The organism is Colwellia maritima, assembly GCF_022669015.1.
In the GTDB taxonomy this organism is placed as follows: Bacteria; Pseudomonadota; Gammaproteobacteria; order Enterobacterales; family Alteromonadaceae; genus Colwellia; species Colwellia maritima.
The window spans coordinates 1-14,054 of sequence record NZ_JAKKSL010000006.1; the positions used below are offsets into that span (position 1 = coordinate 1).

Consider the following 14,054-nt stretch of genomic DNA (forward strand, 5'->3'; position numbering starts at 1 on the left):
GGCAATACATGCAGCATACGGCGCTCGGCCGAAAGAGGAACACTGCGAGCCGTATGAATAACATTGTCAACATCTTCTTGAGTCACTTCTTTGTCATTAACAGGCACCATGCCATTCTCATTTTGACAACTAATATGTTTTCCTGATATCCCTAAATAAATTGAGCTAATTTGACAATCTGCCATTAACTCGGCTTCATTAATTGCTCGTTGAATTGACTGAATGACTAAATTTAAGTCATTAACTCCACCCTTATCCATACCTCGTCTTTGGCTGATTGCCAACGCCAACAATACTTAACTGATTGTCAGGGGTAATTTCGCCAACGGCCACTGATATTTTAGATGTGCCGATATCTAGTCCTACAACTAAATTTCTTTCTGTAATTTTAGACATTCAGGATCAACTCTTTTGTTTGTAACTCATTACTTGGAAATATATCCGTGCGGTGTGATTTTTGTTGTTTTACGGGCTTATTAGAGGACAATTTAGTGACGTCTTTCCGACCAACAGCTAACCCCGTATCATACCGTAAATCTATATAATCCACTGCTTGTTTTATCTGCTTTTTTTCATTATTTTTTGCATTTTCTTGCTCTGCAAGGTAGGTTTTGATTAAAGGATATACATCCATAAACCTTTGTACGCGTTTTACTCTTTCTTCACGACCTAAATTGAGCCGAATACCATTATTTAAAGTCAATTGCCATGAAAAACGTTCACTGAGTATTAATTCATCAATACGTAAATTACGGTATTCGAGTAAATCATTTAAATTATGAAAATTTTCCAATGCTAATAGTTCACTTCCCTCCGGTCCGAAAAACTCTGGTAACGCTTGTTTTAATGCCGTTCTTTGTGCCTGAAATGCGTTACCAAATTGGTTCAATATAAAATCACCATTCCATAAGGCTATGGGTGTTTGGTCAACAACGTAAATTTTAACTTCATTAGGCCATTGTTTTCTAACGGCTACTGAATACACCCATGGCAATGCAGATACTTGAGCTTGAATATCATTGACATTCACTTGAAAAAAGTTGCCCAAATCAACATCACTCAATGCAGCAATTACCTCTTCTCGTTGGGTATAAGGCATTTCACCTGTGATCACTATTGAGTTCACTGGCGAGTGTTCTTGCTCGATAAATATTTGTGTAAGCCACCACCCCAAACTAACTAGGCTAATAAGTACGCACACAAAAAACGCTAAGCCAAGTCCAAAAGACAATGCTCTTTGATTTTCAGTGCTTAATTGCTTATTACTCATTTATTAACCTTAAGATTAAATTCTTTTTAACAACAATGTATTACAAAAAAACGTAACTACAGCGAAACAATACGTTCTACCAATTCACTAAACGATAAACCGTGTACCTTCGCAGCTTTAGGCACTAATGATGTTTGTGTCATGCCAGGCACAGTGTTTACTTCGAGAATTTGCCAATGACCTACACTATCTTTCATCAAATCAACACGTCCCCAACCGCTCGCACCCGTAGCTTTAAATGCTTGTAATGAAAGAGCTTTAATTATGTCTTCTTCACCTTTCGGTAATCCACAAGGACAATGATATTGCGTACTCGTTGCTTGATATTTAGCCTCGTAATCATAAAATTCCCGTGGTGTTTCCATATGAATAGCGGGTAACGCCTCATCACCCAGAATAGCCACTGTATATTCTGGACCGTCTATCCATGCCTCGATTAAAACATCTCCATCAAAAACAAAAGCCTCAATTAAGGCGTCATGTAACTTGTCTGATGTATCTGCCATTGCCATGCCAATGCTTGAACCTTCGTGCGCCGGTTTAACCATGACTTTCCCACCAAGCTCTTGAAGTAATTTGTCAACATCAAGACTAGCTAAATCAGCTCTACAAACCACAGAAAATGGTGCTGTTGGTATGTTACACGCTTTAAATAATTGTTTGCTTCGCACTTTATCCATTGATAAAGCAGAGCCTAAAACATTTGACCCCGTATAGGCGATCCCCATGTACTCTAGCGCGCCTTGTAAGCTGCCATCTTCTCCACCTCTACCATGCAAAGCGATAAACACACGTTTAATATTTTGGGCTACTAACTCAGTTAATGGTGTGTACTTAGTGTCTATTAACACAACATTGAAACCCGCTTGCTCTAACCCTTGTGCAATCGCTTTACCTGATTTTAACGAAACATCTCGTTCTGCAGAGTTACCACCATAAAGTACGGCAATTAACTCTGTTTTCATTGCTGCCACAGTCATTTACTTTGCCCCTTCTTGCACTAATAAAGGGTTATTTGAGAGGTCTCTTGCCACTGTACCTATACTGCCAAGACCTTGAGTTATCACCATGTCGTTATCTTGCAGCTGTGCCACGAGTAACTCTGCCAAGATATCAACATCACTGACATACACTGGTTCGATTTGGCCTCGTTGGCGTATTGAACGTGCCAAGCTTTTACTATCTGCTGTTGCAACAGGCGCTTCTCCTGCGGCATAGACATCTAATAAAAACAAACAATCAACTTCAGATAACACTTCAACAAAATCTTCATATAGGTCGCGTGTACGAGAGTAACGGTGAGGTTGGAAAACCATCACTAAACGTTTATCAGGCCAACCTGTTCGCATGGCGAGTATGGTTGCTTTTACTTCACTCGGATGATGACCATAGTCGTCAACTAACACCATATTTCCGACCGGTGTTGTCAAGTCAGCAAGTTGTTCAAAACGACGCCCTATGCCTGCAAATTCGGTAAGTGCTAAACAAATAGACTCATCATCAATCCCTTCATCTTTTGCCACGGCAACGCCAAAGCCAAGTGCATTAAGCACATTATGCTGCCCAGGCAAATTAACACTCATATCCAGTGGTGGTTGGCCATCAATTTCTACCGTAAAATAACTCACGCCACCGTCTTGTTGATAATTTGCAGCACGAATATCGGCATCTTCAGAAAAACCGTAAGTAATGACTTGACGACTGATGCGCGGTAATAATTCACGTACAACCGGATTATCAATACACACTACCGCTAAACCGTAAAATGGTAAGTTATGTAAAAATTCTATATAGGTATCTTTTAATTTTTCAAAATCACCTTGATAAGTTTCCATATGATCCGCATCAATATTCGTAATCACTGATACCATTGGCTGTAAATGTAAAAACGACGCATCGCTTTCGTCAGCTTCGGCAACTAAATAGCGACTACTACCTAAACGGGCATTAGTCCCGGCACTATTCAGTAAACCACCTATAACAAAGGTAGGGTCTAATTGAGCTTGAGCAAAAATACTCGCGATCAAACTCGTGGTCGTAGTTTTCCCGTGTGTGCCTGCAATGGCAATACCATGACGAAAGCGCATTAATTCTGCTAACATTTCAGCGCGGCGTACAATTGGAATACGTTGATTTTTAGCCGCGATTAACTCTGGGTTGGTTGGATCTATAGCAGTAGAAACAACAATAACACTCGCACTTTCAATATTTTTACTGGTATGCCCAATAGTAATTGTGGCTCCCAAAGACTTTAAACGTTTTACAACCTGGTTTTCGCCAATGTCAGAGCCTGATATTTGATAGCCTTCATTAAGTAAAACCTCAGCAATGCCGCCCATACCCGCGCCACCGATCCCAACAAAGTGGATACGTTTAACTCGGCGCATTTCGGGTACATTCATTTTATTTTTACTCATAGCTTTTGGGATCATATAATTACTCATTTTCTCTGCTACGCTGCGACAAGTTGCTGACAAATTGCAGCAACTTTATGGGTTGCTTCGGCATCAGCGGCGGCAAATGCCGATTGAGCCATACTTGGTAATATGCTTGGCTCACTAAACAACGTATTTAATTGCTCTGCTAATAATTCACTCGTTAAATCTTTTTGCTTCATCAACACTGCGCCACCACGAGAAACAATATACTGCGCATTTTTAGTTTGATGATCGTCAACCGCATGAGGCAAAGGAACAAATATTGCCGGCTTTGCTGCCATTGCTAATTCTGAAACGGTTAACGCACCTGCTCGGCAAATCACGATATCTGCCCATTGGTAAGCATCAGCAATGTCATCAATAAACGCGGTAACTCTGACCTGCCCGTCTGCTAATTCCTGTTGATTATAAGCCTCAATCACACTCGATTCATTGCCCTTACCCGTCTGATGCCAAATTCTAAAGGGCTGCAAATCGTTATTTGCATTCCCCTTTTTGACTAAGGCCGCAAAACTTTGTGGTACCGTTATATTTAATATCTGAGCACCTAAACTGCCACCAATAACTAAAATATTGTGGCTAGTTTTCTCTGTTTCTTCTTCTATAGTCTCTGGCACTATTTTCTTTTCACTATGCTCTTTCCCAATACTGGCTCTTAAAGGATTACCAACCACTTGCGCTTTTATATTTTCTTTAAAAGCATGTGGGAAAGCACAACAAACTTTTGTTGCGATTCGAGCAAGTATTCTATTCGTTAACCCAAAGAGCAGCATTTTGTTCGTGCACAATTAATGGCTTGTTCAGTATCCATGCTGCTAATCCTCCAGGTGCGCTTGCATATCCGCCCATACCTAACACAACATCAGGTTTTACCTTCTTGATAACCCGCATGGCTTCCACTAAAGAATTAATTAACTTAAAAGGCAATTTTATCCATGCCATTATATTCTTGTTTCGTAGCCCACTAATGGTGATAAAGGAAATTTCAAAGCCATTGGCAGGCACTATTTCTGCTTCCATACGGTCTGCTGTACCTAACCAATGAATAGTCCGACCTTCATTTTTCAATTTTTCGGCAACAGCAAGCCCTGGAAAGATATGTCCTCCGGTTCCACCTGCCATCACTAACAAAGTAGGAGCACTATTCATTCATTTCTCCTGCTTTTCGACTTTTTCTCTTTGACGATGTTGCTTGAATACTTTGCATACGGAGTTCATGGTCTATTCGAACTAAAATGACTACAGCTAGGGTCATGATAATCATAGAACTTCCCCCATAACTAATCAGTGGCATGGTTAACCCTTTAGTGGGAACAATTCCCGCACTAGCGCCTACATTTACTGCGGCTTGGAAACAAACCCAAATACCAATAGCATAAGCAAAAAAAGCTTCAAAAAACTTCTCTTTCGCTAGGGCTTTTTTTCCGAGCATCAATGCTTTAAAAACTAAAACCATACTCAAGGCTAAGATTGATGCTATGCCAATAAAGCCAAATTCTTCCGCTAAAACAGCCATGACAAAATCAGTATGAGCTTCGGGTAAATATTCTAATTTTTGTATGCTATTGCCTAAACCTTGACCAAATATTTCACCTCGACCATAGGCCATTAATGACTGCGTTAACTGATAGCCACTGCCAAATGGGTCTTCCCATGGGTCTAAAAAGCCGGTAATTCGACGCCAACGATAAGGTTCAAAAATAGCCAACAATGATAGTAGCAATATGCCTACTGAGGCCAAACTAACAAACTGCCAAAGCTTTGCCCCTGCTAAAAATAACAAACCAAAGGTAGTTACAAACATAACAATAATGGTGCCTAAATCTGGTTGTCTTAATAACAAACCGGCAAGTACAGCAAACACAACTAAAGGTTTGGCAAAGCCTTTCCAATCTTCCATTACTTGATCACGTCGGCGCACCAAATAAGCTGCTAAATAACAAAAAAAGAATAATTTAGCCGGCTCTGCTGCTTGTACAGTGATAGGGCCTAATACAATCCAACGGGTTGAACCATTAACTGAGCGACCAATCAGCAAGACAACCACTAACAAAAAAATACCAAAAATTAATAGGTAACTACTATTTTTTTGCCACCACGCCATTGGAATTTGTAACGCAACACCTGCAATGCCCAAACTTAAAACAATATAAATTGTATGGCGAATAACAAAGTGAAAAGGATTATTAAATAAACGTTCAGCCACTGGCATAGAAGAACTAGCGACCATAACTAACCCGATCATATACATCACTAGAGCTAAAATAATAAAACTTCGGTCGAAAACCATGCCACTTTGTGGTGTCGGTTCGCTATCAAACACCTTAGCTACACTAGTCCCTACGTTATTAATAACGGATGATATAGTAGATAAATTAAAATCATGTTCTGATTTATTTTCTAATGAACTAACGGGCTTCATTCACTTCCTCCCGTTAGGTCGGTAACCGCTGCCATAAACTGGTCACCCCGATCAACAAAGTTTTTAAACATATCTAAACTTGCACAAGCGGGTGAAAGTAACACAGTATCACCTTTATTGGCTCTTGCTTTCGCTATTTGAACTGCCTCGTTCATGCTAAATACTTTCGTTATCTTATTCTCATCACTCATTAATACTGCAATTTTATCACCGTCTTTTCCAAGGGTAATTACATGACGAACATGGCGCTGCAAAGGTTGTTTAAGTGGTGTTAAATCAGCTCCTTTACCATCGCCTCCCGCGATGAGAATCAAACTCGGCTGAGCTTCGACTTGCGTAGAAGCTGTTTGCGCTAAGCCATTGATAGCGGAGAGAGTGGCGCCAACATTCGTAGCTTTAGAATCGTTAATCCAAGTTATGCCATCTTTACTTGGCACACGTTGGCAACGATGCGCTAAGCCAGTAAAACCGGCTAAATGTTTAACCATTGTGTCGATTGACCAACCAAACACTATAGCCTAACGCCAATACAGTTAAATAATTCAAGGCATTATGCATCCCGGCCAAAGGAAGTTGCTCTAAGGCAATTAAATTTTGTTTACCAAATGCTAAATAGGCTTTGTTCTTGTATTTGCGAATACCAAACTGACTATCATTAGGTGCATCACTGCCAAAAGATAAAGTAGTTTGTGACTGATTAGGTGTTTGAGTTGCCATATCATCACGGTTAGTCACTGCCAACTTACCTTGACTATATATGCTTTGCTTAATCTTTTGGTAATTTGCCATACTAAGGTGACGATCAAGATGATCATCGCTCACGTTTAATACACTCGTTGCAATGGCTTGCATACTTTTTAACGTTTCAAGTTGGAAACTCGATAGTTCTAATATCAACAAATCAGGTAAATTTTTAGTTTCAATAGACGGGAAAGCTAAATTTTCGTTGATAAAAACATCTAATACTGGTTGACCAATATTGCCGCCAAGTTTAGCATTAACGCCCAAACTTTCCGCTAAAAAAGCGAGTAATGATACTACCGTAGACTTACCGTTCGAGCCTGTTATGGCTAAAATATCAATAGGTTTTTTGAGTGTTTTATTGAGTTGGCAGAACAATTCAATATCACCCATAACTCGACAATCATCACTAATATGTTGTGTTATGTTCTGATTAGCGCAATCAATGCCTGGGCTTATTAAAATAACCTCTGCCTTGGCAATTAATTCAGTATTCCACTTTCCTAGGTGTAAACTCGCCGTAGGAAATTCAGTCTCAAATTGTTCTACATTATAAGTAGATGGGAAAGGATTGGCCCGCGAATCATTAACAGCAAAACACAAACCTTGAGCACTAAGGAACCGCACACAGGACATACCTGTGATACCAAGCACCTAGCACTACTATTTGTTTATGTTTTAAATCAGCTAACAATGTCATTTATTTCTCTATGCTTATTCTTTTTATAAATACTTAACGAATACCTGAGTATCTACCTCAATTTCAGTGTGGCTAACCCAATCAACACTAAAATGAATGAGATAATCCAGAAACGTACAATTACCCGCGGTTCTGGCCGACCTTTTAATTCGTAATGATGGTGTATAGGTGCCATGCGAAAAATTCTTTGACCTCGCATTTTATATGAACCCACTTGTAAAATAACGGACACCGTTTCCATCACAAAGACACCGCCCATAATAAATAACACGAGTTCTTGCCTAACTAATACAGCAATAACACCGAGTGCGGCACCAAGCGCTAACGAACCGACATCTCCCATAAAAACTTGCGCGGGATACGTGTTGAACCATAAAAAACCCAAACCTGCACCGACAATAGCAGTGCAAACAACCACAAGCTCTGAGGTCATGGCGATATAGGGGATATTTAAATAACCGGCAAAATTTACATTACCCGTAACGTAAGCAAATAAAGCGAAAGCGCCTGCAACCATTATGGTTGGTACGATAGCAAGACCATCTAAACCATCGGTTAGGTTAACTGCATTTCTTGGTACCAACAATCACAAAGTAAGTTAAAACAATATAGAATATTCCCAACTGTGGCATAACATCCTTAACAAACGGAATCAGTAGAAATGTTTGCTCTGGGTGTGATATTTGATATAGAAATAATGCTGTTGCCAAGCCTGCCAAGGTTTGCCAAAAATACTTCCACTTAGCAATTAAGCCATTAGAATCTTTTCTAATCACTTTACGATAATCATCTATAAAACCAATTATTCCGAAGCTTGTCACAACAAACAAAACAACCCAAACGTAAGTGTTTTCTAAGTTTGCCCATAACAAAACACTAACAACAATGGATGCTAAAATAAGTATTCCCCCCATTGTTGGCGTACCAGACTTTGATAAGTGACTTTCAGGACCATCATCGCGCACTGTTTGACCTATTTGCATTTTTTGCAAATACCGAATCAATTTAGGGCCAAAATAAAGTGAAATAAATAACGCCGTTAACGTACTAACAATGGCACGAAATGTTAAATATGAAAAAACATGAAACGCGCTATAATATTGAGTTAAATATTCAGCTAACCAATGTAACATTAAGCAATATCCTGTTTGTTAGTAGTTGATGAAATTAAGCTAGCGTTTGTCGCGTCTTGCTGCTGTTTTTCATGCCAGTTAATGATATCTTCAACCACATATTCCATATGAGCGCTGCGAGATCCTTTAATTAAAATTTGAGTTGATTGTTCTTGATTGCTTTCATTTGTTAATAAGCTAAATAAGCACTTTTCAAGCATGTTTTTATTATTAAAATGTTCACTGATTGCTTCATTTTTCAAAGCGAATGCATCACTTGTATTTTGACTTAGCACGCCTAAAGTAAGTAAAACATTTATGCCTTGTTCTTTGGCATACTCCCCGACTTCTTGATGATAACTTCGTGCGTCACTGCCTAATTCAGCCATATCACCGAGTACTAAAATACGTCTCCCAGAATAACCGGCAAGCAAAACTATAGCCGCTTTAATAGATTCAACATTAGCATTATAGGTATCATCGATGAGTTTGATTTCAGTACTCACAGTAGTCGCCTTTAAATGATGAATATTCAAACGACCTTTCACAGGTGACATCTGTGCTAAACCTAGCTGAATATCGTTTAAGGTTGCGCCACATTCAATAGCGGCAGCGGCAGCAGCAACAGCATTACAAACGTTATGAGAGCCAGGTACCGTGAGTGTTACTACACATCGACCAAGTGAGCTTTGCATATCAAATTGTGCACAACCATTTTTATCTAAAACGATATTTTCACTATAACAATCAGCATCAATAGGTCCATCGGTGAAGCGTGCATTGGCACAAGAAAAAGTACGCACCTGCTTATCTATTAACCGCCATTGCCACTTATTAGTGTATTTAGTATCTTTGTTATACAAAGCAACACCGTCTTTCGACAAACCTGAAAATATCTCACCTTTAGCGCGTGCAACACCACATAGATCGCCAAAACCTTCTAAATGGGCAGCGGCGATATTGTTGATAATAGCCACATCAGGTCGTACTAATTCAGCGGTGTATGCAATTTCGCCAATATGATTAGCACCCATTTCGATTACCGCAAAATCATGATGCGGCTCTAAACGCAATAAAGTAAGAGGAACACCAATATCGTTATTAAAATTTCCTTCTGTGGCCAACACATTACCTAAACGCGATAATATGGCTGCTAACATTTCTTTGACTGTAGTTTTACCGCTACTACCCGTAATTCCCACTGTCTTTGGTGCGACTTGTTGTTTTACATAATGAGCAATTTTACCGAGTGCGATACGCGTATCATCAACAATGATTTGTGCAACTTTCTGACTGTCTATTTCTGCAATTTTTTGCTCTACTATGACTACCTGGCAACCTTTTTCAACAACCTGCTTAACGAAGCGATGGCCATCAAAATTCGGGCCTTTGAGTGCAATAAAAGCACCTTTGGATCTCTCTTGCTGCAGCTCTTTTTCTTGCAGCTCTTTTTCTTGCATTAATGCACGTGAATCTGTTACCAAATTATTGACTTCACAAGTATGTAATGATTCATGACAAATCAGTTTACCTTCCATGGCTGACGCCAATATAGATAAGCTTATATTGATCATAATTGTTCACCTACTACTGTAGATTTTTGTGCATTGGTATAGAAGCCTTGCACTACTTGACGTTCGTTATAGTCAATTTTATCGCGCCCTAAAATGATATAATCTTCGTGCCCTTTACCTGCTAACAGCACAACATCATTCCCTTTAGCTTTAGCTAAGGTCTCTAATACGGCTTTTTTTCTATCAAGGGTGACATTGACTTTTACTTCTTCATTAAGTCCGGCAAGCATATCTTCAATAATGGCCATCGGCATTTCTGTACGAGGATTATCATTAGTGATCACCAGGTAATCTGCATACTTTTGGGCTGCTTGTGCCATTAGTGGACGTTTACCCTTATCTCTGTCACCGCCACAACCAAACACAACAAATAAATTTCCGTGACAATGTTGACGACAGGCGATGAGTGCTTTTTCTAACGCATCGGGTGTATGGGCATAATCAACAACGGCTGTCGGCGCTTGCATCACACTAGAAGGTGGTATAAACGCCTCCATACGACCCGCAACGGGTTTAATTGCCATTATGTTTTCGGCAATAATTGTTAACTCAATCCCTTCTATTAATAGCACAGCTATAACTGCTAATAAGTTATCAATATTGAAATCACCCAATAATGGACTATGAATTTCAATGTCACCAAGCTGAGTAGTTAAGGTAAAATCAACACCTTGATTATGATGTTTGACCTCACTACAACTTACGAATTGGTCATGTTGTTTCACGAAGTCACTACGGCCATATAGCCAAACATTCTGAAAGGCGCGACTTTCGCCTTTAGGCCAACCTTCCAACCACTGTTGAGCTTGTTTATCATCACCATTTAATACCGCTACTTGGTTGTTATCATGCGTAAACAACTGTCGTTTAGCCGCTGCATAATTTGCCATAGAATGATGATAATCTAGGTGGTCACGACTTAAATTAGTAAATACAGCAATATCAAAAATACTGCCTTTGACTCGACCTTGTTCAAGCGCATGTGACGATACTTCCATTGCAACATGTGTGATTTTTACTTCGTAATTGTTTGTACTAAGCATTGAATGTTGGCTAAAACAGTTAAATAATTGCACCAAATCTGTCGCGCTAGGCGTAGTATTTTCTAAAGGGTGCAAGTCATCCACCATACCTGCGCCGTTCGTGCCGATAATGGCACAAGGCTTTTGACAACGGGTTAACATTTGCCCAAGTAATTGACTGGTACTTGTTTTACCATTAGTGCCGGTGATACCAATCATGGTCATGCTTTTTTCAGGTGCTTGATAATAAGCACTCGCAAGTGAAAACAAATGTTTATTTAATTGATAAAAGCTAATCACCGCAACGTGATTTTTATCCTGCTCAACATAATGAATCTTGCCGTGTTCAGCCTCACTTTCACATTCAGAAAGCACTAATCTTGCGCCATTGTCGATAGCTTTACTGATATATTTTCGGCCATCTTGCGCATAACCGATAATGGCACAAAAGATATCTCCGGCTTCTGAATCACTCTTTATTACTCGGCTATCATTAGTTAAATTACCGTGACAGCCTGATAAATCTATTTTTTCCGGGCACGTAATACCATAATCATTTAATATCGGGATAATAAATTGCGTAAAAGGCTTTTGAATAGCTGAATTAAGCATCATTAGCTCCCTTTTGCACGATATGCGACTCACTTTCCAAGGTGGAAATATGATGAACGGCTAATGTTTCACTTGCATCTGGCGTAATATTTAATACTTGGAGTGCCCCTTTCATAACACGAGAGAATACGGGTGCAGCAACTTCACCACCATGATATAAATCACCACCGGGATCATTAATAACAACCACAACAACCACCTGTGGATTAGTCATCGGAGCTACGCCTGCAAAAAGGCCCACGTAATCATTACCATACCCACCAAAGCAACAGCTTTAAAAGAAGTACCCGTTTTACCACCTACGCGGTAACCGTCTACTTTTGCTTTTTGCACATGTTCATCAACTACAGCTTCTAGCATCTGAGTAACAATTTCTGCATTTTTCTTAGAAAATACCCGCTCACCAAAGATCTGGAGTATCACGTTTAACTATAGATAATTCATGTTTTATACCGCCGTTAGCTAACGTTGCATAAAAACGCGCTAGCTGCATAGGCGTAATAGCCAAGCCATATCCCCATGAGAGTGTTGCTAATTCAAATTCTGACCACGTTGTCTGTCATGCATCATGCCTGAGCTTTCACCGACTAAGTCTGTTCCTGTACTGTCAGCAAAACCGGCATCAAAAAATCGGTCTAACAAAAAAGCTTTAGGCACTGAAAGTGCTAGCTTTGTTGTACCCATATTTGAAGAAGTGACCAGAATGTCTTCCACTGATAATTTGCCGCGATTAATTGGATCATTAACGCGCCGACCACCTAAACGCATCCAACCAGGGCTAGTATCAATGATCGTACTTTGGTTAGCTGAGCCAAATTCTAACGCCGTTAATACGGTCAGTGGCTTCATGGTTGAACCCGGCTCGTAAATGTCAGTGATGGCACGATTTCTAAAACGATGCACAGCGGTATTACTACGGTTATTTGGGTTATACGATGGGCTGTTGGTTAGTGCTAATATTTCACCGGTATGAATATCAGCAACAACGACAGAGCCTGATGTTGCTTTAAACGCTTGCACTGCGCCTTTTAATTCTTTATAGGCAATAGCTTGAATACGTTGGTCAATTGTTAAAGTAACAGTTTGTGCTGCTTGAGATTTTTCCACGGATAGAATTTCGACCTTTCTACCTTGAGCATCTTTTCTAAAACGTTTATTACCGCCTTTACCTGTCAAAATCTCATCGTATACGCGCTCTACACCTTCAATACCTTTATCATCTACATTGGTAAAACCCACAATATGAGCACTAATTTCACCCGTCGGATAAAATCGTTTTGATTCTTTACGCAAATGAATACCAGGAATTTTCAACTCACGAATATACTTTGCCATTGCAGGCGATATTTTCCGTTCAAGGTAAACAAAACGTTTACTGGAACTACGCATAACCCGCGCAGTAAGTTTTTTAACATCTTTACCTAATACATCAGCAAGTGCTTGCCAATGTTTGGTCATAGCAAGCGCATTATTATCCATGACAATTTTAGGATCTGCCCATACAGTTTCTACAGGCACACTAATGGCTAATTCATCACCATTTCTATCAACAATAGATCCTCGTTGTACCGTGTTAGCGGCAACACGCATAGACCGTAAATCCCCCTGTTTTTTCAACATGTCGGGTTCTATTATTTGAATATAAGCGCTGCGCGCAAGTAATCCGCCATAAATCAAGACAACAACACCTATCACAACGTAATAACGCCATGCGGTGGTGGTGGGTTGACTACTACGATTGCTTGCTATTTTTTTCATTTAACTCAGTGCTTAATGGTTGTTTAGGGTTAACAATTTTTCTTTTGTTATAAACGATTTAATTTACTTTAATGTAATAATTATTTCTGAATCAGCATCGGGTCGTTTCATGTTTAGCATTTTTTTTGCTCGACTTTCTATCGCGCTATGTTCTGCTAAACTATTTTGTTCTAATAACAAATTTCGCCATTCAATATCTAATTCGTCTCTTTGCGTATAAAGTTGCTCTAACTCACTGGTTTTTTGTCTGTTGACATGTGTGTAATAAATCACTGAAAACGCAGAGGCTATTACCAAAAAAAGTAAAATATAACTTACAAAATGTTCAACAATATCTTGCCAAATTTCCAACACCAACACTTGATTTGATGGTGTTTTTCGTGGCGCTACCCTTTGGTTGACCAA

At 39.5% G+C, this 14,054-nt stretch carries 9 protein-coding genes and 4 pseudogenes; all 13 read right to left on the reverse strand.

Annotation, left to right across the window (positions count from 1 at the left end):
- Window positions 1–396: pseudogene (locus L3081_RS22605) on the reverse strand (cell division protein FtsA); the annotation flags it as partial.
- Window positions 389–1,270, reverse strand: a complete 882-nt coding sequence (locus L3081_RS22610; RefSeq protein ID WP_242288543.1) for a cell division protein FtsQ/DivIB — start codon at window positions 1,268–1,270, stop codon at window positions 389–391. The pseudogene L3081_RS22605 and the gene L3081_RS22610, both read right to left, overlap by 8 nt.
- Window positions 1,271–1,326: 56 nt before the next feature.
- Window positions 1,327–2,250, reverse strand: a complete 924-nt coding sequence (locus tag L3081_RS22615; RefSeq protein ID WP_242288544.1) for a D-alanine--D-alanine ligase — start codon at window positions 2,248–2,250, stop codon at window positions 1,327–1,329.
- Window positions 2,251–3,702: a UDP-N-acetylmuramate--L-alanine ligase gene (murC, locus tag L3081_RS22620; RefSeq protein ID WP_242288864.1), complete on the reverse strand. Its 1,452-nt coding sequence runs from the start codon at window positions 3,700–3,702 to the stop codon at window positions 2,251–2,253. It abuts the gene before it with no gap.
- Between the two features lie 20 nt (window positions 3,703–3,722).
- Window positions 3,723–4,857 (reverse strand): annotated as a pseudogene (murG, locus tag L3081_RS22625) (undecaprenyldiphospho-muramoylpentapeptide beta-N-acetylglucosaminyltransferase).
- On the reverse strand, window positions 4,850–6,130 hold the full coding sequence (gene ftsW, locus L3081_RS22630; RefSeq protein ID WP_242288545.1) for a cell division protein FtsW: 1,281 nt from the start codon (window positions 6,128–6,130) through the stop codon (window positions 4,850–4,852). The pseudogene murG and the gene ftsW overlap by 8 nt, the downstream one beginning before the upstream one ends.
- Window positions 6,127–6,618, reverse strand: a complete 492-nt coding sequence (locus tag L3081_RS22635; protein ID WP_242288546.1) for a glutamate ligase domain-containing protein — start codon at window positions 6,616–6,618, stop codon at window positions 6,127–6,129. The genes ftsW and L3081_RS22635 overlap by 4 nt, the downstream gene beginning before the upstream one ends.
- Window positions 6,611–7,498 (reverse strand): Mur ligase family protein, encoded by an 888-nt coding sequence (locus L3081_RS22640; RefSeq protein ID WP_242288547.1) that lies wholly within the window; start codon window positions 7,496–7,498, stop codon window positions 6,611–6,613. Before L3081_RS22640 ends, L3081_RS22635 begins: the two co-directional genes overlap by 8 nt.
- A 125-nt stretch (window positions 7,499–7,623) precedes the next feature.
- Window positions 7,624–8,704, reverse strand: a pseudogene (mraY, locus tag L3081_RS22645) (phospho-N-acetylmuramoyl-pentapeptide-transferase).
- Window positions 8,704–10,257 carry a UDP-N-acetylmuramoyl-tripeptide--D-alanyl-D-alanine ligase gene (locus tag L3081_RS22650; protein WP_242288548.1) on the reverse strand — a complete coding sequence of 518 codons (1,554 nt, stop codon included), beginning with the start codon at window positions 10,255–10,257 and terminating at the stop codon, window positions 8,704–8,706. Before L3081_RS22650 ends, mraY begins: the two are co-directional and overlap by 1 nt.
- Complete coding sequence (locus L3081_RS22655) at window positions 10,254–11,894, reverse strand: UDP-N-acetylmuramoyl-L-alanyl-D-glutamate--2,6-diaminopimelate ligase (protein ID WP_242288549.1); 1,641 nt, start codon at window positions 11,892–11,894, stop codon at window positions 10,254–10,256. The genes L3081_RS22650 and L3081_RS22655 overlap by 4 nt, the downstream gene beginning before the upstream one ends.
- Window positions 11,884–13,649: pseudogene (locus L3081_RS22660) on the reverse strand (peptidoglycan D,D-transpeptidase FtsI family protein). The gene L3081_RS22655 and the pseudogene L3081_RS22660 overlap by 11 nt, the downstream one beginning before the upstream one ends.
- 63 nt (window positions 13,650–13,712) lie before the next feature.
- A complete protein-coding gene (ftsL, locus tag L3081_RS22665) occupies window positions 13,713–14,054 on the reverse strand; it encodes a cell division protein FtsL (RefSeq protein WP_242288550.1) in 342 nt (113 codons plus the stop codon).

Bases quoted from the DNA above. Each gene is read 5' to 3' on its own strand.
- L3081_RS22635 (WP_242288546.1), bottom strand. From the start codon at position 6,618: ATGGTTAAACATTTAGCCGGTTTTACTGGCTTAGCGCATCGTTGCCAA.
- L3081_RS22615 (WP_242288544.1), bottom strand. From the start codon at position 2,250: ATGACTGTGGCAGCAATGAAAACAGAGTTAATTGCCGTACTTTATGGT.
- L3081_RS22650 (WP_242288548.1), bottom strand. From the start codon at position 10,257: ATGATCAATATAAGCTTATCTATATTGGCGTCAGCCATGGAAGGTAAA.
- ftsW (WP_242288545.1), bottom strand. From the start codon at position 6,130: ATGAAGCCCGTTAGTTCATTAGAAAATAAATCAGAACATGATTTTAAT.
- murC (WP_242288864.1), bottom strand. From the start codon at position 3,702: ATGATCCCAAAAGCTATGAGTAAAAATAAAATGAATGTACCCGAAATG.
- L3081_RS22655 (WP_242288549.1), bottom strand. From the start codon at position 11,894: ATGATGCTTAATTCAGCTATTCAAAAGCCTTTTACGCAATTTATTATC.
- L3081_RS22610 (WP_242288543.1), bottom strand. From the start codon at position 1,270: ATGAGTAATAAGCAATTAAGCACTGAAAATCAAAGAGCATTGTCTTTT.